Raw genomic sequence first — 20,323 nt, forward strand, 5'->3', positions numbered from 1 at the left:
AAGTTCCTGTGGCGAGGGGATTTATCCCCGTTGGGCCGCGCAGCGGCCCTATAGCTGACTATGAGGCCTATCAGACGGACCGCATCGCCTGTTTGGGGTTGCTGCGCAACCCAACGGGGATAAATCCCCTCGCCACAGGTTCGCGCCGTTCTCGAGTTACTCCAACCGACACCCCATCCGCGCGCCCATCCACCGCGCACTGTGGCTACGTCCCAACCCGCTGACGGTAATGCGTTTCGCTTCAGCGGTTTCGAGAAAGTCGCTGATGGGCACCGACTGCTTCACATAGCCACGGCAATAGTCCGCCGGTTGCTGCATCACATAGCGGCATGAGCAGTATTCCTTGGCGGTGTAGGCACTGATGATGTCGGGAAAGGCCCGCAATGCCACCCGCTCCAGCCAGACCCAACTGAACAGGGCAATAAGCAGCACCGACAGCAAGGTCAGCAAGATTTTGCGCCTCATGGCTGCACCTTCCCGGCGAACGCCGCCATGGCGCGCTTGAGCAGTTCGTTATGGCGATAGCTCCCGTCGCGGTCGTCGCCGTAGCGCACGATCACCAGTCTGGCGCTGGGGATGACGTACAGCGCCTGGCCCCAATGGCCCAGCGCGGCGAAGGTATCCGGCGGCGCATCGGGCCAGGGGTGGAGCCCCGGATCGGCGCCGCGGTTGAGCCACCAGTGCCCGCCCGGCACGGCTTCGTCCTGGTCGGCCTGGAAGTGCACGAACGGTTCGCGGCTGAACGCGACCCAATCCTCGGGGATCAGTTGCCGTTCGCCCCAGCGGCCGTCCCGTTGCATCAACAACCCGACACGCGCCAGATCCCGCGCCGTGAGGTAGGCATAGGACGATCCCACGAACGTGCCGCTGGCGTCGGTTTCCCAAGTCGCATGGCGGATGCCCAGGGGCTCGAACAGGGCCGTCCAGGGATAATCGGGATAACGTGCCGCACCGACGATGTTTTTCAGGGCCGCCGCCAACAGGTTGCTGTCACCGCTGGAATAACGAAACGCCTGCCCCGGGGGGCTGAAGCTTTCATGCCGTGCGGTAAACGCCGCCATGTCATGACGCCCGCGGGTATAGAGCATCGCCACCACCGAGGACTTGAGCGGCGCGTATTCGTAGTCCTCCTGCCAGTCCAGGCCGGACGCCCAGTGGAAAAGATCGGCCAGGGTCAGGCCAGGATGCCGGTTCAGGGGTGGGTAGTACTTGACTGCCGGATCGTCCAGGGCAAAGCGCTGTTCACCGTAGGCCACGCCGAACACCGTCGCCAGCAGGCTTTTGCTGATGGACCAGGTCAGGTGCGGCGTCTGGACGGTGGTCGGCCCGGCGTAGCGTTCATAGACCAGTCGACCGTCCTGGATCACCAGCAGCGCATCGGTGCGGATGCCCTCACGGCTGGCATCGTCCCGGAGTGGGAAGGCGTATTGTTCCAGGGCTTCGATGGCCGGCCCGCTCGGGGTCGGGCCGCTTGGCCATTGCTCGCCGGGCCAGTCTTCGGCCTGGACGCTCAGGTTGAATATCAGCAGCGGGATCAGGAACCAGCCTTTGGACATGCTTGGGGCCCACAGGGTTTAACCTTCAGAGCCTATGCAGACTTGATGACAATTTGAGTTTGTGTGCCCCCTGTGGGAGCGAGCTTGCTCGCGATAGCGGAGTGTCAGCCAACATCATTGTCGCTGATCCAGCGCTATCGCGAGCAAGCTCGCTCCCACAAGGGATGGTCGTTTGGAGGGCTATCCCAACGCCTTGGCCAACCGCTTGGCCCGCGCCCCCGCCGCAAGGTCCATCACCCCTTTATCCCGCGTCCACATCTCGCGCCAGGCCGCAGGCCCGGCGGCCAGGGCAGCGTCGAGTTCGCCGTCGAGCCCTTGGAACTGGGCGAACAACCCGCCCAGCAGCACATGCCCGACAGGGCTGGAAGGGTTGTGGCGACTCACCTCCGCACAGCCGGCAAGCAACGCCAGCAGGCGCAGTTGCAACACCTGGGGCCAGGCACATTCCTGCCCGACGCCATACAACCAGGCCGCCATCGCACTGAGTACATAAAGGTCTTCCAGGGTGCGGAACGGCTTGACGTAGGCGTCCCAGCCATCACCGGCCAGCAACTCGCACAGCGCGCCTTCGAGCCGCACGCGGCCATGGCTGATGTCCGGCATCAGGCCCATGGCGGGGAGTTTTTCCAGGGTCACGCCGGGCTCGCCCGCATAGGCCACTGCCAGGTTCAGCCGTGGCGTTTCGCCGGGCGCTTCGCTGCGAGCGGCAATCAGCAGCCACTCGGCGGCGTCGCCCGCGGTGACGAAATCCTTGCGTCCGCTCAGGCGCAAGTCGTCGAGGCGGGTTTGCATGTCCGCCGGGCGCAGGCTGCGTTGTTCGGTGGCACACAGGGCGCCAAGGCTCTGGGGCGCGCTCGGCCAAAGCACCCGCAGCGCCGCCTGGTACCCCACCAGGAACGCCAGCCCCGGCGTGGCCATCGACCGAGCCCCGACCACGGCCAACTCGAACGGCGTCACCGGCCCCAGGCTTTGCAGCAACGCGGCATAACCTTCAGCCAGGTCCGGATAAGTGGGCAGGCGCTCGCCACGTTCGATCAGGGTGTGCCAGGGCATGAGAGGGGCTCCTTGAAGGCTGTCATATAAGCATCACCAAAGCTTCATGGCGATGACACCGGGGCTACATAGCCTGACTTTGCACAACATGGCTGCATAAAGAAAGTCGACAGGCTGCAACTGAACAGCCCGCACGGAGATTCGCTATGACCCAGATCGCCCGCATCAGCGACACCGGCAATGAACGCCGCCTGCAAGCCGAACGCCTGATCGGCGCCCACGCCTTGCAAGAAGCCCAGGCCCTGCGCTTCAACGTCTTCAGCGGCGAATTCAACGCCAAGCTCAAAGGCGCGGAAGTGGGTCTGGACATGGATGACTATGATGTTCACTGCGCCCACATCGGCGTACGCGACCTGAACACTGGCCGCCTCGTGGCGACCACGCGCCTGCTCGACCACCAGGCCGCCAGCAGCCTGGGCCGGTTCTACAGCGAAGAAGAATTCAGCCTCCACGGCCTGGTCCATCTCAAGGGCCCGATCCTGGAAATCGGCCGTACCTGCGTCGACCCGGCCTACCGCAACGGCGGCACCATCGCGGTGCTCTGGGGCGAACTGGCCGAAGTCCTGAACGAAGGCGGCTACAGCTACCTGATGGGCTGCGCAAGCATTCCGATGCAGGATGGCGGCATTCAGGCCCAGGCAATCATGCAGCGCCTGCGCGAACGCTACCTGTGCACCGAACACCTGCAAGCCGTGCCGAAAAAACCGTTGCCGACCTTGGACGTGCCGTCCAACGTGATCGCCGAAATGCCACCGCTGCTCAAGGCCTACATGCGCCTGGGCGCGAAGATTTGCGGTGAGCCGTGCTGGGACGAGGACTTCCAGGTGGCCGACGTGTTCATCCTGCTCAAGCGCGACGAACTCTGCCCGCGCTACGCCCGCCACTTCAAGGCAGCCGTGTGATGAGCCGGCTGCGGGTGTACGCGCGTATCGCGCGAGTCTTGCTGGTGGTGACCCTGGGCCTGAGCATGGCCAGCGTGTTCGGCCTGTTCGAACGCCTTGGGGTCGCCAACTCGATGGTCCGTCGCCAGCGCTGGTCGCGGTTCTTCATGGCGCGGCTGAGCCATGCCCTGCCCTTTTCAGTCACTGTCCACGGTCAACTGCCGCAACGGCCGATGCTGTGGGTCAGTAACCATGTGTCCTGGACCGACATCCCGTTGCTGGGCATGCTCACACCGATGTCATTCCTGTCCAAGGCCGAAGTGCGCACCTGGCCGGTGGCCGGATGGCTGGCCGCCAAGGCCGGCAGCCTGTTTATCCGGCGCGGGTCGGGTGACAGCCAACTGATCCGCAAACAAATGAGCCGCCACCTGGAACAGGCCCATCCGCTGCTGATGTTCCCGGAAGGCACCACCACCGATGGCCGATCCCTGCGCACGTTCCATGGGCGCTTGTTGTCTGCCGCCATTGATGCCGATGTGGCGTTGCAGCCGGTGGCGATCCGTTACCTGCGCGACGGTGAGCCGGATTCGCTGGCACCGTTCATTGGCGATGATGATTTGCTGTCGCACCTGATGCGCCTGTTCGCCAATGATCGGGGCGACGTGCACATTCACCTGCTGGAACCGATTGCCTGCCACGGCCAGGAACGCGCGGCCCTGGCGTTCCAGGCGCAACAGGCGGTGCACAAGGCGTTGTTCGGAACGATACCCGAGAAACAGCAAGCGCCAATGCGGCCTGCCATCGCGGCTTGAACCGGATCTTGTGGAGATCCCTTGTGGGAGCGAGCTTGCTCGCGATAGCGGCTTAACATTCAGCAGATGAGCTGGCTGATAGACCGCTATCGCGAGCAAGCTCGCTCCCACAACTAGATCTGCGGCGTGACTTGGTTTTGGGCAAAATCCTGAAGCTGAGGGTAGAACAAGCCGAAGTCTTCGCTCAGCGGCTCATAAAGCTCGATCAACTCCGCCATCGCCCCGGCCAGTTCCTCGGGCCGGGACAGGCGGCGGGAAATGCCGCGCAGTACCTGCCCCAGCACGTCGAATTCCCGATAAGACCCCAGCCAGTCATCCGCCGCCATATACGGCGCGATCTGTGCCAGGCGCCCTGGCAACTGCGGTTCGGTGCGCAGTACCTGGTAGACACGGGACGTGAAATCCACCAGCGGCCCTTCGCCGTACAACGCCCAGTCCCGGGCCAGGCAGTGGTCGAAAAACACGTCGAGCACGATCCCGGCATAGCGCCGTCGCACCGTGGAAAAACGCGACAGGGCAATGTCCACCAAGGGATGGCGGTCGGTGTACATGTCGATGCGCCGATGCAGGGCAATCGCCGCTTCGATCTGCGGATCGTACTGCCCTTGCAACGGCCCTTTGACGAAGTCGCCGTAGAGGCTGCCGAGCAGTTGTTCCCGGCCAGGGCCGCCGAGGTGCAGGTGCGCGAGATAATTCATGGCCCGCAGCTTAGCACTCCCGCGCCCATATCGTTATAACCCGATATAGCGATTTGTTCGGCATTCAGATCAAATCCATATTGGTGTATCGCGAAATAACGATTTAAGGTTCGCTCTATCGCGATATAGCGTTTTACTCACTTGAGCTTGCCACCCATGACCCTCGACCTCGACGAAATAATAAAAGCCCTGGCGCACCCAGTACGGCGAGACATCCTCAACTGGCTCAAAGACCCCAAGGTCCAGTTCCCCGAGCAGTTGCACAACCACGAGTTCGGCATTTGCGCCGGGCAGATCGACCAGCGTTGCGGCCTGTCGCAATCCACGGTGTCTGCGCACTTGGCGGTGTTGCAACGGGCGGGGCTGATCACCAGCCAGAAGGTCGGTCAATGGCACTTCTTCAAACGCAACGAGGAAACGATCCAGCAGTTCCTCAAGCAAATGAGCCAAGAGCTCTGACCCGACAAGGACCCATCATGCCCCTCTCACTCCTGATCCTGGCCCTGAGCGCCTTCGCCATCGGCACCACCGAGTTCGTCATCATGGGCCTGTTGCCAGACGTGGCGGCCGACCTGGGCGTGTCGATTCCCGGCGCCGGCTGGCTGGTGACCGGCTACGCCCTGGGCGTGGCCATCGGTGCACCGTTCATGGCCCTGGCCACCGCCCGGCTGCCCCGCAAGGCCGCCCTGGTGGCGTTGATGGGGATTTTCATCGTCGGCAACCTGCTCTGCGCCATCGCCAGCGACTACAACGTGCTGATGTTCGCCCGGGTGGTCACGGCCCTGTGCCACGGCGCGTTCTTCGGTATCGGTTCGGTGGTGGCCGCCGGCCTGGTGGCGCCCAACAAGCGCGCCTCGGCCGTGGCCCTGATGTTCACCGGCCTGACCCTGGCCAACGTGCTCGGCGTACCGCTGGGCACCGCACTGGGCCAGGAAGCCGGCTGGCGCTCGACCTTCTGGGCCGTGACTGTCATCGGCGTGGTGGCACTGATCGGCCTGATCCGCTTCCTGCCGGCCAAGCGCGATGAAGAAAGACTCGACATGCGCTCGGAACTGGTAGCGCTCAAAGGCGCCGGCCTGTGGCTGTCCCTGAGCATGACCGCGCTGTTCTCCGCGTCGGTGTTCACCCTGTTCACCTACGTCGCCCCGTTGCTGGGCGAAGTGACCGGCGTGTCGCCCCGTGGCGTGACCTGGACCTTGGTGCTGATAGGCCTGGGCCTGACCCTGGGCAACATCATCGGCGGCAAGCTGGCGGACAAGAGCCTGGCGAACACCCTGATGGGCGTCTTCCTCACCATGGCCGTGGTGTCCACCGTACTGAGCTGGACCAGCGTGGCGCTGATTCCCAGTGAAATCACCCTGTTCCTCTGGGCCACCGCCTGCTTCGCTGCCGTGCCGGCCCTGCAAGTCAACGTGGTGACCTTTGGCAAAGATGCACCCAACCTGGTGTCCACCCTGAACATCGGCGCCTTCAACATCGGCAACGCCCTGGGCGCCTGGGTCGGCGGCAGCGTCATCGACCATGGCCTGGGCCTGACCTCCGTGCCCCTGGCCGCCGGCGCGCTGGCCGTGCTGGCGCTGCTGGTCACCCTGATCACTTTCCGCCAGGGCGGCAATGCCGACCTGGCCCCAGCCACTCATTGATTAACCCTTCCACTTTCGAGGTTGTATTTCCATGGCGACTATTTTCGACCCTATCAAACTCGGCGACATCGAGCTGAAGAACCGCATCATCATGGCTCCACTCACCCGCTGCCGCGCCGACGCAGGCCGCGTCCCCAATGCGTTGATGGCCGAGTACTACGTGCAACGCGCCTCCGCCGGCCTGATCCTCAGCGAAGCCACTTCCGTCACGCCGATGGGCGTAGGCTACCCGGACACCCCGGGCATCTGGTCCAACGACCAGGTGCGCGGCTGGGCCAATATCACCAAGGCGATCCACGGCGCCGGCGGCAAGATCTTCCTGCAACTGTGGCACGTGGGCCGGATCTCCCATCCGTCGTACCTCAATGGCGAAACCCCGGTGGCGCCTAGCGCGATCCAGCCCAAAGGCCACGTGAGCCTGGTCCGTCCGCTGGCCGACTACCCGACGCCGCGCGCCCTGGAAACCGCTGAAATCGCCGACATTGTCGACGCCTACCGCGTCGGTGCCGAGAATGCCAAGGCCGCGGGTTTCGACGGCGTGGAAATCCATGGCGCCAACGGCTACCTGCTCGACCAGTTCCTGCAAAGCAGCACCAACCAGCGCACCGACCAGTACGGCGGCTCCCTGGAAAACCGTGCCCGCCTGCTGCTGGAAGTGACCGACGCAGCCATTGAGGTCTGGGGTGCCGGCCGAGTGGGCGTGCACCTGGCGCCTCGGGCGGACTCCCATGACATGGGCGACGAAAACCGTCTGGAGACGTTCAGCTACGTGGCCCGTGAACTGGGCAAGCGCGGCATCGCCTTCATCTGCTCCCGTGAGAAAGAAGGCGATGACAGCATCGGTCCGCAACTCAAGCAAGCCTTCGGCGGCCCGTACATCATCAACGAACGTTTCACCAAAGACAGCGCCAACGCCTGGCTGGCGGCAGGCAAGGCTGACGCGGTCGCGTTCGGGGTTCCGTTCATTGCCAACCCGGACTTGCCGGCACGCCTGAAGGCCAATGCACCGTTGAACGAGCCGCATCCTGAAACTTTCTATGGGAAAGGCCCAGTGGGGTACATTGATTACCCCGTGATGTAAGCCCGCACCAGCCGCTGTATAAAAAAGCCCCGACTCGAAAGAGCCGGGGCTTTTTTATACTTGCAAAACTTCAGCCGCGCGCAACAACCGCGAACAGCAACATTAAATAACAAGGCAACTTTCATCCGACATGGATTCAATCATGCAACGGCGCTAATAATAACGCTCGAACGCACCATCCACTGAATACAAGGATTGAAACTTACAGCTCATCCAACCCCACACTAAGAACTTAGACACTCCAGCAACACCCACTAACCAGACACCATCAGTTTGCAGGCGAATGCCAGCGAGCCGTGTATTTATGAGAGATGCCTCACCATGAACATCCTGAAAAACTTCATTATCGCCCTCCTGCTGGGCCCCGTCATGGTTGCCCACAGCCAGGCCAATACCGAAGTGACCGTGGAGATTGCCAACAACACCCGCGGCACAATGAAAATGAACAACCTGCTAACCGACCCACCCCAGGCCGAGGATTTTTCCTTGAGCGCCCATGACATCGATCCGAAATCAACTTATAGATTCCATATCGAGCACTTCAGGGATTACACCTATCCCGGATCTGGCTGGCGCCCGACATTAAAAAAAGTCAAACCTGTCGAACTGGTCCTTAATTATGAAATGAGCCATTTCAACTTTGAATGTCAAATGCACACCCGCTTGCAAGTCTCCATCGTGCCTGGCGCTTTGGAACCCAGCTATAAGCCGACGTGGAAGAGCAACACGACTTACACCGGCAATGGCGAATACACATGCCGGTCGGAAATTTCCCGGAAGATGCTTGAACCCCCCTTCAACTACACCGTTCGCCTCATTATCGAACCAGGTCGGTGAGCCTGCGGCCACGCCAAGACGTTGACATGAGCCGACGGTTCTCCTGCAAGCTGACTCCGTGGGGATCGGGAGCCGACGGAGTCGCTGCCGGTCACGAAACAAATCCGCTACAAAATTTGTTCATGATTGCCTTTCAACCACGACAGCATTCAGTTTATAAAAGCCATTTCGAACACTTGTCATGAAACAAGCCGAAGCAATTACGCATTTTGTTTCATTTGCGCAGGCTAGGGCTCAGGCGCAGCATATCCAGCCCGATATCCACCCAGCGCTCAGCCTCACCGGCCAGGGGGAAGCTATCGGGGGCCAGCAGCCACTGATAAAGGATACCGTCGACATAGGCATGCAGGGCAATCGCCGCCCTTTCCGGTTCCAGGTCCGCCGGTAGCTGGCCGCGATTCATCGCATTGCGCAACGACAAGGCAATACGCACATTACAGTCGAGACTGACTTGGCGCCGCTGCTGGCGCAGATCGCACATTTCATCGGTGAATTCACACTTATGGAACAGAATCTCATTAATGCGTCGGGTCTTCGGGTCCAGGGCAACTTGTTGAAACAATTGCACCAGCAGCTTGCGCGTACAGCCCAGCGGGTCAAGCTCCTCTTCATTCTCACTGGCCCGGGCCAGGTCATCGAGCGGCTCATGCAAGGTATCGAGCATGGCCTGGAGCAGGTCCGCCTTGTTGCTGAAATGCCAATAGATGGCACCGCGCGTCACGCCGGCCAGCGTCGCGATATCCGCCAGAGTGGTGCGGGCCACGCCTCGCTCGAAGAACGCCTTTTCGGCCGCTTCGACTATCTGGCTGCGAGTCTCCTGGGCTTCCTCTTTGGTACGACGGACCATGGCAGTAAACACCTCAATCAGGATTGCGTCAGCAATGCGTAAGAATCAGCAGAACAGAATATGGGGCGACGTCGCTTGAAGCGCGCCCCCGATCTACCCGTGCCCTTTGTCAGGCTTTTGTAAATCCGGATATTACGCAATTTGGCTGTTTACAAACAACCGTGTACGTAAGTATATTTCTTAGCATCCTACTAATTGAATTACTGCTGCTTTTTACCTTCCACCTTCGAGTGCGCCCCTTGCGCGCCTGGACCCGAGGATTTCCATGCAATTCAAGCCAGCTGTTACTGCTCTGGTTACCGCCATCGCCCTGGCATCGCTGCTCAGCGGATGCAAAAAGGAAGAGGCTGCCCCTGCAGCACCCCCTCCTCAGGTCGGCGTCGTAACCCTCAAGACCCAGCCCTTCACCTTGACCTCGGAACTGCCGGGCCGCACCAGCGCGTTCCGCGTCGCCGAAGTACGGCCACAGGTCAACGGCATCATTCTCAAGCGCCTGTTCAAGGAAGGCGCCGACGTCAAGGCCGGCCAGCAGCTGTACCAGATCGACCCTGCGGTCTACGAAGCGACCCTCAAGAGCGCCGAGGCCAACCTGCGCTCCACCAAGTCGATTGCCGACCGCTATAAGCAGCTGGTGGATGAACAGGCGGTGAGCCGTCAGGAATACGATACCGCCGTGGCCAATCGCCTGGAATCGGAAGCCAACCTGCAGACTGCCCAGATCAATGTGCGCTACACCAAGGTCTACGCACCGATTTCCGGTCGCATCGGCCGCTCCTCGGTCACCGAGGGTGCGCTGGTGAGCAACGGCCAGACTGATGCCCTGGCAACCATTCAGCAACTGGACCCGATCTATGTCGACGTGACGCAGAGCTCGGTCGAGCTGCTGCAACTGCGCCGCGAACTGGAAAGCGGCCGTTTGCAAAAGGCCGGCGAGAACGCGGCCATGGTCAAGCTGACCCTGGAAGACGGCAGCCAGTATCCGCACGAAGGCAAGTTGGAATTCTCTGAAGTGTCGGTTGACCAGACCACCGGCTCCGTGACTTTGCGCGCCGTGTTCCCCAACCCTGATCACACCCTGCTGCCGGGCATGTTCGTCCACGCGCAATTGCAGGCCGGTGTGAACAGCGCGGCGATCCTGGCACCGCAGCAAGGCGTGACCCGCGACCTCAAGGGCACTCCAACCGCCCTGGTGGTGGGCGCGGACAACAAGGTCGAGCTGCGCCAGCTCAAGGCCAGCCGCACCGTCGGCAGTCAGTGGCTGATCGAAGACGGGCTCAAGGCCGGCGATCGCCTGATCACCGAAGGGTTGCAGTTCGTCCGCCCTGGCGTGGTGGTCAACGCCACCGAAGCCACCAACGTTGGCACCAAGAACCCGGCCCCCGCAAAGGCAGCTGATAAAGCCGCCGGCGGCAAAGGGGAGTAAACCATGTCGAAATTTTTTATCGACCGTCCGATTTTCGCCTGGGTGATCGCCCTGGTGATCATGCTGGTCGGGGCCCTTTCGATCCTCAAGTTGCCGATCAACCAGTACCCGAGCATCGCGCCGCCGGCCATTGCAATTCAAGTGACCTACCCGGGTGCGTCCGCGCAAACCGTGCAGGACACCGTGGTGCAGGTGATCGAACAGCAGCTCAACGGTATCGACAACCTGCGTTATGTGTCCTCGGAAAGTAACTCCGACGGCAGCATGACCATCACCGCGACCTTCGAGCAGGGCACCAACTCCGATACCGCCCAGGTCCAGGTCCAGAACAAGCTGAACCTGGCCACCCCATTGCTGCCGCAAGAAGTGCAGCAACAGGGCATCCGCGTCACCAAGTCAGTGCGAAACTTCCTGATGGTGATCGGCGTGGTGTCGCGTGACGGCAGCATGACCCGGGAAGACCTGTCCAACTACATCGTGTCCAACATGCAGGACCCGATCTCGCGCACTGCCGGTGTCGGTGACTTCCAGGTCTTCGGCGCCCAGTACGCGATGCGGATCTGGCTCGACCCGGCCAAGCTGAACAACTTCAACCTGACCCCGGTGGATGTGAGCACGGCCATTTCCGCGCAGAACGTCCAGATCGCGTCCGGCCAGCTCGGCGGCCTGCCTGCCATGCCCGGCCAGCAACTGAACGCCACCATCATCGGCAAGACCCGCCTGCAGACCGCCGAGCAGTTCAAGGCCATCTTGCTCAAGGTCAATCCGGACGGCTCGCAAGTGCGTGTCGGCGATGTGGCGGATGTCGCCCTCGGCGGTGAAAACTACAGCATCAACGCCCAGTTCAACGGTGCCCCGGCTTCCGGCCTGGCGGTGAGGCTCGCCACCGGCGCCAACGCCCTCGACACGGCCAAGGCCCTGCGCAAGACCGTTGACGACCTCAAGCCATTCTTCCCGCAAGGCCTGGAAGTGGTGTTCCCGTACGACACCACCCCGGTGGTGAGCGAGTCGATCAAGGGCGTGGTCGAGACCCTGGTCGAAGCGGTCGTGCTGGTGTTCCTGGTGATGTTCCTGTTCCTGCAGAACTTCCGCGCCACCATCATCACCACGATGACCGTGCCGGTGGTACTGCTGGGCACCTTCGGGATCCTCGCGGCATTCGGCTTCAGCATCAACACCCTGACCATGTTCGGCATGGTACTGGCCATCGGCTTGCTGGTGGACGACGCCATCGTCGTGGTGGAAAACGTCGAACGGGTGATGAGCGAAGAAGGCCTGTCGCCCAAGGAAGCCACCAAGAAATCCATGGGGCAGATCCAGGGGGCCCTGGTGGGTATCGCCCTGGTGCTCTCGGCGGTACTGCTGCCGATGGCGTTCTTCGGCGGTTCCACCGGTGTGATCTACAAGCAGTTCTCCATCACCATCGTCTCGGCCATGGCCCTGTCGGTACTGGTGGCACTGATCTTCACCCCTGCCCTGTGCGCCACCATGCTCAAGGCCATTCCGAAAGGCGAGCACGGCACGCCAAAACGTGGCTTCTTCGGCTGGTTCAACCGCAGCTTCGACCGTGGCGTCAGGAGCTACGAACGTGGCGTGGGCAACATGCTCAAGCACAAGGCCCCGTACCTGTTGGCCTACGTGATCATCGTGGTCGGCATGGTCTGGCTGTTCACCCGCATCCCGACGGCGTTCCTGCCGGAAGAAGACCAGGGCGTGTTGTTTGCCCAGGTACAGACACCGGCCGGCTCCAGTGCCGAGCGCACCCAAGTGGTGGTGGACAACATGCGCGAATTCCTGCTGCGCCCCAGCAAGGACGGTGGCGAAGGCGACGGTGTGGCCTCGGTGTTCACCGTGACCGGCTTCAACTTCGCCGGTCGTGGCCAAAGCTCGGGCCTGGCATTCATCATGCTCAAGCCGTGGGAAGAGCGTAACGCTGACAACACCGTGTTCAAGATCGCTGGCCGCGCCCAGCAACACTTCTTCACCTTCCGCGACGCCATGGTGTTCGCCTTCGCCCCGCCAGCGGTGATGGAACTGGGTAACGCCACCGGTTTCGACGTGTTCCTGCAGGACCGTGCCGGCATCGGCCACGACAAGCTGATGGAAGCCCGTAACCAGTTCCTCGGCATGGCGTCCCAGAGCAAGGTGCTGGCCCAGGTACGTCCGAACGGTCTGAACGATGAACCGCAATACCAGTTGGAAATCGATGACGAGAAGGCCAGCGCGCTGGGCATCACGCTCTCGGAGATCAACAACACCCTGTCGATTGCACTGGGCAGTAACTACGTGAACGACTTCATCGACCGTGGTCGGGTGAAGCGGGTGTATGTCCAGGGCCAGCCGAACTCGCGCATGAGCCCCGAGGACCTGAAGAAGTGGTACGTACGCAACAGCGCCGGGACCATGGTGCCGTTCTCTGCGTTCGCCAAGGGCGAGTGGGTCTACGGCTCGCCGAAACTGGCGCGTTACAACGGCGTGGAAGCGATGGAGATCCTCGGGACCCCGGCACCGGGTTATTCCACCGGTGAAGCCATGGCCGAAGTCGAAGCCATCGCCAAGAAGCTGCCGGCCGGCGTGGGTATTTCCTGGACGGGCCTGTCCTATGAGGAACGCCTGTCGGGTTCCCAGGCGCCGGCGTTGTATGCCTTGTCGCTGCTGATGGTGTTCCTGTGCCTGGCGGCGCTGTATGAAAGCTGGTCGATTCCGATCGCGGTCATGCTCGTGGTGCCACTGGGGATCATCGGTGCCTTGATGGCCACCAGCTTGCGCGGCCTGTCCAACGATGTGTACTTCCAGGTGGGCCTGTTGACAACCATCGGCCTGGCGGCGAAAAACGCCATTCTGATCGTGGAATTCGCCAAGGAACTCCACGAACAAGGGCGAACGCTGGTGGAAGCCGCCATCGAAGCCTGTAGGATGCGTCTGCGGCCGATTATCATGACCTCGCTGGCGTTCGTCCTCGGCGTGGTCCCGCTGGCGATTTCCACCGGCGCCGGCTCGGGCAGCCAGCACGCCATTGGTACCGGTGTGATCGGCGGCATGTTGACGGCTACCATCCTGGCGATTTTCTGGGTGCCCTTGTTCTTCGTGACCGTGTCGTCGATAGGTCGCCGCAAAAATGCGGACCAGGACGATACTCCTGAAACTTCTAAAGAGGCTGGCCAATGAGCAAGTCGCTCCTCTCCCTGACCATCGCCGCCGTCGTGCTCAGCGGTTGCTCGCTGATCCCCGACTATCAGCGGCCCGAAGCACCGGTCGCGGCGCAGTACCCGCAAGGGCCGGCCTACGAGGCAGCCAAGGCGCCCGGCCAGGCCGCCGCCGAGCAAGGCTGGAAGCAGTTTTTCCATGACCCGGCGTTGCAACAGCTGATCCAGGTCGCCCTGGAAAACAACCGCGACCTGCGCGTCGCGGCGCTGAACATCGATGCCTACGCCGCGCAATACCGCATCCAGCGCGCTGATCTGTTCCCGGCGGTCTCGGCCACCGGTGCCGGCAGCCGCCAGCGGGTACCGGCACGGGCTTCGCAAACCGGTGAAGCGTCCATCAGCAGTTCCTACTCGGCCACCCTGGGCATCAGCGCCTATGAACTGGACCTGTTCGGTCGGGTCCGTAGCCTGAGCGAGCAAGCGTTGCAAAGCTACTTCGCCACCGAAGAAGCCCGCCGCAGCACCCAGATCAGCCTGGTGGCCAACGTCGCCAATGCCTACCTGACCTGGCAGGCCGACAAGGAACTGCTCAAGCTGACCCAGGACACCCTCGGGGCCTATGAGCAAAGCTTCAAGCTGACCTCGCGCAGCGCCGAAGTCGGCGTGGCCTCGGCCCTGGACCTGAGCCAGGCGCGTACCGCTGTGGAAAACGCCCGTGTGCAACTGGCCCGCTACACCCGCCAGGTCGCCCAGGACGAAAACAGCCTGACCCTGCTGCTGGGCACCGGCCTGCCAGCCAACCTGAACTCGCAACCGTTGAGCGATGACCTGCTCAGCGAAGTGCCGGCCGGGCTGCCGTCGGACCTGCTGCAACGTCGTCCGGACATCCTACAGGCCGAACGCAACCTGCTGGCCGCCAACGCCAGCATCGGCGCCGCGCGGGCCGCGTTCTTCCCGAGCATCAGCCTGACGGCCAACGCCGGCACCTTGAGCCCGGACCTGTCCGGCCTGTTCAAGGGTGGTTCGGGCACCTGGTCCTTCGCACCGCAAATCAACCTGCCGATCTTCAACGCCGGCAGCCTGCGGGCAAGCCTGGACTACGCCAAGATCCAGAAAGACATCAACGTCGCGCAGTACGAGAAGTCGATTCAGACAGCGTTCCAGGAAGTCTCCGACGGCCTGGCCGCGCGCCAGACCTACAACGAACAGTTGCAGGCCCAGACCGACTTCGTCGCCGCCAACCAGGACTACTACCGCCTGGCCGAGCGTCGCTACCGCATCGGCGTCGACAGCAACCTGACCTTCCTCGATGCCCAGCGCCAGTTGTTCAGCGCCCAACAGTCGCTGATCACTGACCGCCTTGCGCAACTGACCAGCGAGGTCAATTTGTACAAGGCACTGGGCGGTGGTTGGAACGCCGAGACGGGCAAGAACGAACCGGTGAAAGAAGAAGCGCCGAAGATGAAATTGTTCTGATTGACGCTTGACTGCAGAAACACGAAGCCCACCGAAAGGTGGGCTTTTTTGTTTTAAGGACCCCACCTGTGGCAAAGGGATTCATCCCCGCTCAAGTGCAAAGCACTCGCATAGCTTGTGCCCCCAGGAAAATCCAGAGGGTTACTTAGAGACGACGCTGCGCTGCGTCGTAAACTTCCTTGTCTCGCCGAGCACCGACGGCCACGATCAACACCTGAATTGCCTTCCCATCGACTCTATAAACGATACGCGTATCACCTGTTCGAATTCTTCGACATCCAGCCAGGCTGGCCCTGAGCGGCTGACCGGTTTTGTCCGGCTCTCCCCTGACAATCCGCTCTTCAATGACATCAAGGATACGGTTCGCCGCTGCCGCCCCCAACTGATCCAGATCGTCCTGAACCTCCGGATGGTAGATAACCCCCCAAACCATTCACCCCTCCTTCAGTCGTTTTTGGCGTACCGCGCTCGCATAGCCTCATGACTGATGGCCTTGGCCTGATCAAAATTGATCAGCCGCTCGCGAGCTGTCGCTTCGACGCGAAGGTTTTCCAGTTCATCAAGCATTTCCTGATAGGCATCGACATTAATAATCACGGCTGCCGGCTCATTGTCCTTGAAAATAACCAGTCTTTCGGTTGCGCGACTCGAGACCTCCTTGAGCTTCGCGCTGAAGCTCCTGACCATTGCGGTAACGGATACCGCCTGATCAGCCCGTTCCAATAGCGCGGCCATAACCAACCTCCCAGCACATTAAATTACACATATTTATACATACCTTTATGCGTAAAGTGTTGCGCTTAAACAAGCACAAATCAAGTTAAAAAAACAGCTCCCGACCGGTTGCGCACTCTACAGATCTTCCCCCACACAAAAGCACCCGCTGCCGCCAGGCACCGTTTTTTGACTAGGCACAATCCTGTGGCGAGGGGATTTAGAGAAACGTCGCACCGCCCCGCTGAGTTGCGCAACCAACCCAAAAAGGTTCGATGCAACATCTGCTGAACCGGGGCGGTAATATGAGGACTGCTGCGCAGCGGGGCAGTGCGGCGTTTCTCTAAATCCCCTCGCCACAATAAGGCTCAACCTGCTAACGCGGGTCGACGATATCCAGCGCTCGATTGGCCAACAACTCACTCAGCTCGATCATCTGCGCCACGCCGAGCGCGACATGCCGCCGCGAGCCCTCCAACTCGAACGCCAGGTCACTGACCATGGCATTGGCCGAGGCTAGGGTTTCGCTGAGATTGGCCAGGAGACACTCGGTGTCGATGGTATCGATGACGGTGAAGACTTGTGTTGAGGTTTTGGGTTTGGGATCAGGGTGGGTGCCCAGATGGTAATCGAGTGCTCGGTCTGCGGCCTCTTGGAGCTTTTCTGGATCGGGGTCGTTGTAGGGGAAGGTGCTCTCTGATGGCGAATAAGGATGATGTTTTTTCATAACGGCGCTCCTGCATCAATTGAAGCCCCAGACGTGGGTCCGGGCGCTGGCGCCTAACGAATTCGGCGGGCTTGCAGTCCCGGTCGCTGGATTGGCAGCGACACGTACAAGCTAGAGATACCGCTTCCGAGCAGCAACCTTAAAACCTCGTCGGAAAATTCGCCGCGTCTGTCAGACCACCGCAAACTTTCCCCACACTTTAAATAAGTGCTCAGATAGGGATGACGAAAAGAGCTACAAGAAAAAACGACTGAGGCGTAAGACGTTCTGACAACCATCAAGAATTTTCCGACGAGCTTTTAAGGTTGTCCCTCGGAACATGCAGAACTAGTTTATTAAGGCCTACCTACCTCTACTTCAATGCCAGGAAGGCTTATGCAGAACCCTAAAAGGCCACCTCTACAAATTGAACTGCCTCCAACGATCATAAAACCCGAGCAGCCATCACCGCATCCGCCACTATCCACGGAATCACCCGGATATATTTCGAGACCCTTAGCGTGGAGCGGAACAGTCGTCGACATTTCTGAAATTCAGAATTTCTTCAAGAAAAAAAATATTAAATCTGAATCCTTGACTATGGCGGTGGTCGTCACCATCGCTACCCAACAAGATAATTTAGAAAAATCCTACAATTCCTATATAGGACTTCTAAAAGCAAAACTTGACCATGAAATAGGCATGGCTATTGGAGCAGGCAAGGGAATACACGTTCTCGAAAAAGAGGCTATTGATCAACTCATCGCACATAAACGAAGCGAGCTGCAGAGCAATTTGGCTGCCGCCGCCACTTTTTTTGCAAGAGACCCACTCCACAAAAGCATCAAGAAAAATGCAGTTGATTTCGTAAACATACTTCAAGGCAGCAGAGAGCCATCGACGGACATTTACAACAGATGGTTACGGTCCATCACCGCAGCTTACACGGCGAAGGTCCTGACCGAAGAAATCAGAATTCTGAATGAAAAGTTACAAGCAATGACCTCTGCTCGTGCAACGATTGATGCCGCAAAACAGAAAAATTTTCAGGAGCGCATCGATACGTTATCTAACCAACAGGGATTCACGCATTCTTTCGCTTCAGGCCAGCAAAGTCTCAATCCATCTATCACTACGAATCGACATAACGACGTAGTTCTGTCTATGGAAACACGGAACGATCTTGAAGAGATATTCAACGCACATCCGCCTCAACCTTATAAAAGCAACATAGAAGAACGAATTAGGTTCGACCATCTTCCCTCCAGCCCCCACAGCACTCACCTCCCTGAATCGCCTACCAGACAGCATATCGACGTTTTGACGAGGGAGATCAATAACCATCAAGCTCGTGTGCCTTGGTTGCATGCGGGGCGACTCAATCGCGAATCTGATCTTGCCAAAGCCAATCAATTCCATATAGCTGGAGCTGTGGCTACTGCCCGACCGATGATCGTTACATCAGCCGGAACGATTGCTGCGGTTGAAGGCGCAGCTTTAGATTTGGGCAGAGCCATTCAACTTGCACTTGCATCGCTGGCCGATGTTTTAGCAGGCACAGCGTCTGGATTTTTTGTAGGAGTTGCAGCACTGATCTATTCGCCTAAGTTGGCGAACGGCGAATTACCGCAACGGTTTTACTTTAGTACGCCACTTTCAGACCTGGCCCCATTGCAAGACAGCGATCTGCAGATCATACCTACTACTGACCAAACAATTGACTTACCTGTACGCCTCAGCTCCAGAGATACAGTAGATGGTCAGTCAGAACTTCTCGTGATCAAAGCCGAAGGTATACCCAATCTTCCCAAAGTCAGGGTAGTGGCGGCTACCTATGATGCTCAGCAAAATATTTACACCGCCACGGTTGGAAACTCACCCTCAACAACCTTGACCTGGCCCCCTGTTGTAGTACCAGGAAACGGCTCCACGACACTTCCCACTGAACCACCTTCGCCGCTTATTCATACAGGAGCTTCCGTAACGCCCGTTGAGGGAAGAATCGACTCATTTCCAGAGATAGCCGAAAGCAGTTTTGATGACTATGTTTTTGTTTTTCCAATCGACTCAGGTTTGCCGCCTCTGTACGTTATGTTCAGAGATCGGAGAGAGGACCCCGGGGTTTCGTGGGGTATAGGAGCCCCCGTTTTCGGGATTTGGTTGGATGCGGCATCACAAGGGGAAGGAGCACCTATTCCATTACAGATTGCGCGAAAGCTAAGAGGCAAAGAGTTTAGAAGCTTCAAAAAGTTTAGAGAAAGCTTCTGGAAAGCCGTAGCTGATGATCCGTCGCTTTCACGACAATTTAATCGACACAACCTGGAGCGAATGAAAAGAGGGTTAGCAGCCTTCCCTAACAAACCTGAACGAGTAGGAGGTCGTATTAGGTATGAACTGCACCACAAACAGTACGTCTCCCATGGAGGTGAGGTTTATCATATTGACAACATTTACGTAATGACACCTAAGCGTCACATTGAAACTCATAAGGAGCAAAAATAATGAGCATATCAATAGCTGAAATGACTGAGTCAGAGTTCTTAGCATTCGTTGTAAAAATCTGCAATGTGGATTACCCGTCAGATGAAGCGCATACAGCTGCTGCGCTAGAGTTTGAGCGAATTACAGAACATCCTTCTGGCATAGATCTAATTTATTACCCGGAAGATGGCAAAGACAGCCCAGAAGAAATAGTGAGCAAGGTAAAAACCTGGCGTGCCGCCAACGGAAAGCCAGGATTCAAGCAACCTTGATCCTTGGAACATATCACTCCTTCTACCGCTGAAGTCAGCCGTAGAAGGGGCTCTCTGACGTGCCCTCGCTGAACGCATCGACGCCTCCGCGACCAGGCTCGCTCCCACAATGGGATCGGAGTACGACCGGCAGAGCCAGGTCGGCTATAAGGCCGCCTCGCGGTGGACGTTGATCTCGGCGCCCCGTTAACTACGATGGCCGAACGCAGGTATTGCGCAGTGGGCATCCCGGCATGGATGCCGGGATAGCCGCGCTGGGCCATGGATGGCCATTCGCGGCGCATGCCGAGCCTAAGCGAGGCACCGAGTGGTGGGGCAAAAAGCGTTTTACTTACTTTTCGCCGGGCCGCGCCGGTTTCTCAAAAGTGAGCTGCCGGGAGTGTCAGATTTTTTGTGTGCGGGCCGGTGACGGCCTGCCGTTAAGCAGGCCTTCATTTACCACGTCGGCCTGATGAACCGGTCCCCGTACAGGATCGCGAACTGATTCATGGCACTTTTCCAGTCGTGGGCCGCACTGCCCCAGTTTGCCGTGATATTGCGCAAGCCGAGCCAGATTAATTTGGTGGCAGCATCATCGGTTGGGAAGTGTCCCCTCGTTTTGATGATCTTTCGCAGTTGAGCGTTGATGCTCTCGATTGCGTTGGTCGTGTAAATCACTTTCCGGATGGCGGGTGGGAAGACAAAAAACGGGATAACT

Annotated in this window: 20 protein-coding genes; 11 read left to right on the forward strand and 9 right to left on the reverse strand. The window is 59.5% G+C overall.

Annotated elements, in window-relative coordinates:
* Nucleotides 1-156: 156 nt before the first annotated feature.
* From BLQ55_RS15890 to BLQ55_RS15900, 3 genes are all read right to left on the reverse strand, one after another.
* Complete coding sequence (locus BLQ55_RS15890; protein WP_092255051.1) at nucleotides 157-465, reverse strand: amidase; 309 nt, start codon at nucleotides 463-465, stop codon at nucleotides 157-159.
* Complete coding sequence (locus BLQ55_RS15895) at nucleotides 462-1,556, reverse strand: serine hydrolase domain-containing protein (RefSeq protein WP_092255054.1); 1,095 nt, start codon at nucleotides 1,554-1,556, stop codon at nucleotides 462-464. Before BLQ55_RS15895 ends, BLQ55_RS15890 begins: the two co-directional genes overlap by 4 nt.
* 180 nt (nucleotides 1,557-1,736) lie before the next feature.
* Nucleotides 1,737-2,609, reverse strand: a complete 873-nt coding sequence (locus BLQ55_RS15900; protein WP_092255059.1) for an acyl-CoA dehydrogenase family protein — start codon at nucleotides 2,607-2,609, stop codon at nucleotides 1,737-1,739.
* 146 nt (nucleotides 2,610-2,755) lie between these two features.
* On the opposite strand from BLQ55_RS15900, the gene olsB reads away from it, so the two are divergent.
* Nucleotides 2,756-3,511, forward strand: coding sequence for an L-ornithine N(alpha)-acyltransferase (gene olsB / locus BLQ55_RS15905; RefSeq protein ID WP_092204386.1), 756 nt, complete (start codon nucleotides 2,756-2,758; stop codon nucleotides 3,509-3,511).
* On the forward strand, nucleotides 3,511-4,302 hold the full coding sequence (locus BLQ55_RS15910; protein WP_060738810.1) for a lysophospholipid acyltransferase family protein: 792 nt from the start codon (nucleotides 3,511-3,513) through the stop codon (nucleotides 4,300-4,302). Before olsB ends, BLQ55_RS15910 begins: the two co-directional genes overlap by 1 nt.
* 113 nt (nucleotides 4,303-4,415) lie before the next feature.
* Here the strand turns inward: BLQ55_RS15910 and BLQ55_RS15915 are convergent, their stop codons facing one another.
* A complete protein-coding gene (locus BLQ55_RS15915; RefSeq protein ID WP_092255063.1) occupies nucleotides 4,416-5,000 on the reverse strand; it encodes an acyl carrier protein phosphodiesterase in 585 nt (194 codons plus the stop codon).
* A gap of 156 nt (nucleotides 5,001-5,156) precedes the next feature.
* Between BLQ55_RS15915 and BLQ55_RS15920 the strand changes: the two genes are divergently transcribed.
* From BLQ55_RS15920 to BLQ55_RS15935, 4 genes are all read left to right on the forward strand, one after another.
* Nucleotides 5,157-5,459, forward strand: coding sequence for an ArsR/SmtB family transcription factor (locus BLQ55_RS15920; RefSeq protein ID WP_092204383.1), 303 nt, complete (start codon nucleotides 5,157-5,159; stop codon nucleotides 5,457-5,459).
* Nucleotides 5,460-5,476: 17 nt separating this feature from the next.
* The gene (locus tag BLQ55_RS15925) at nucleotides 5,477-6,643 is read left to right on the forward strand and encodes an MFS transporter (protein WP_092204382.1); all 1,167 of its coding nucleotides are present in this window, start codon (nucleotides 5,477-5,479) and stop codon (nucleotides 6,641-6,643) included.
* A gap of 31 nt (nucleotides 6,644-6,674) precedes the next feature.
* The gene (locus BLQ55_RS15930; protein WP_092204381.1) at nucleotides 6,675-7,724 is read left to right on the forward strand and encodes an alkene reductase; all 1,050 of its coding nucleotides are present in this window, start codon (nucleotides 6,675-6,677) and stop codon (nucleotides 7,722-7,724) included.
* Between the two features lie 321 nt (nucleotides 7,725-8,045).
* Nucleotides 8,046-8,561 carry a hypothetical protein gene (locus BLQ55_RS15935; protein ID WP_092255066.1) on the forward strand — a complete coding sequence of 172 codons (516 nt, stop codon included), beginning with the start codon at nucleotides 8,046-8,048 and terminating at the stop codon, nucleotides 8,559-8,561.
* A 214-nt stretch (nucleotides 8,562-8,775) separates the two neighbouring features.
* On the opposite strand, the gene BLQ55_RS15940 is transcribed toward BLQ55_RS15935, so the two are convergent.
* Nucleotides 8,776-9,408, reverse strand: coding sequence for a TetR family transcriptional regulator (locus BLQ55_RS15940; RefSeq protein ID WP_060738814.1), 633 nt, complete (start codon nucleotides 9,406-9,408; stop codon nucleotides 8,776-8,778).
* 265 nt (nucleotides 9,409-9,673) lie between these two features.
* On the opposite strand from BLQ55_RS15940, the gene BLQ55_RS15945 reads away from it, so the two are divergent.
* From BLQ55_RS15945 to adeC, 3 genes are read left to right on the forward strand one after another with little or no spacing between them, the layout of a single operon-like run.
* Nucleotides 9,674-10,831, forward strand: a complete 1,158-nt coding sequence (locus BLQ55_RS15945; protein WP_092204379.1) for an efflux RND transporter periplasmic adaptor subunit — start codon at nucleotides 9,674-9,676, stop codon at nucleotides 10,829-10,831.
* 3 nt (nucleotides 10,832-10,834) lie between these two features.
* On the forward strand, nucleotides 10,835-13,999 hold the full coding sequence (gene emhB / locus BLQ55_RS15950) for an efflux RND transporter permease subunit EmhB (protein WP_092255069.1): 3,165 nt from the start codon (nucleotides 10,835-10,837) through the stop codon (nucleotides 13,997-13,999).
* Entirely contained in the window at nucleotides 13,996-15,453 is a 1,458-nt protein-coding gene (gene adeC / locus BLQ55_RS15955) for an AdeC/AdeK/OprM family multidrug efflux complex outer membrane factor (protein WP_092204377.1), read from the forward strand. Before emhB ends, adeC begins: the two co-directional genes overlap by 4 nt.
* Nucleotides 15,454-15,598: 145 nt before the next feature.
* Here the strand turns inward: adeC and BLQ55_RS15960 are convergent, their stop codons facing one another.
* The 3 genes from BLQ55_RS15960 to BLQ55_RS15970 form a co-directional block, all read right to left on the reverse strand.
* Nucleotides 15,599-15,886, reverse strand: a complete 288-nt coding sequence (locus BLQ55_RS15960) for a type II toxin-antitoxin system RelE family toxin (protein WP_063322588.1) — start codon at nucleotides 15,884-15,886, stop codon at nucleotides 15,599-15,601.
* 11 nt (nucleotides 15,887-15,897) lie between these two features.
* Nucleotides 15,898-16,188 (reverse strand): Phd-YefM, encoded by a 291-nt coding sequence (locus BLQ55_RS15965; RefSeq protein ID WP_092204376.1) that lies wholly within the window; start codon nucleotides 16,186-16,188, stop codon nucleotides 15,898-15,900.
* Between the two features lie 355 nt (nucleotides 16,189-16,543).
* Entirely contained in the window at nucleotides 16,544-16,894 is a 351-nt protein-coding gene (locus tag BLQ55_RS15970) for a DUF6124 family protein (RefSeq protein ID WP_092204375.1), read from the reverse strand.
* Nucleotides 16,895-17,269: 375 nt separating this feature from the next.
* On the opposite strand from BLQ55_RS15970, the gene BLQ55_RS15975 reads away from it, so the two are divergent.
* Complete coding sequence (locus BLQ55_RS15975) at nucleotides 17,270-19,375, forward strand: S-type pyocin domain-containing protein (RefSeq protein WP_176814221.1); 2,106 nt, start codon at nucleotides 17,270-17,272, stop codon at nucleotides 19,373-19,375.
* Nucleotides 19,375-19,626, forward strand: coding sequence for a bacteriocin immunity protein (locus BLQ55_RS15980; RefSeq protein ID WP_092204373.1), 252 nt, complete (start codon nucleotides 19,375-19,377; stop codon nucleotides 19,624-19,626). Before BLQ55_RS15975 ends, BLQ55_RS15980 begins: the two co-directional genes overlap by 1 nt.
* 435 nt (nucleotides 19,627-20,061) lie before the next feature.
* Here BLQ55_RS15980 and BLQ55_RS15985 read toward each other — a convergent pair.
* A partial coding sequence (locus tag BLQ55_RS15985; protein WP_143011741.1) for a transposase occupies nucleotides 20,062-20,323 on the reverse strand: 262 nt, incomplete at its 5' end.

It is taken from the genome of Pseudomonas sp. NFACC13-1 (genome assembly GCF_900104425.1).
GTDB lineage: Bacteria > Pseudomonadota > Gammaproteobacteria > Pseudomonadales > Pseudomonadaceae > Aquipseudomonas > Aquipseudomonas fluorescens_AA.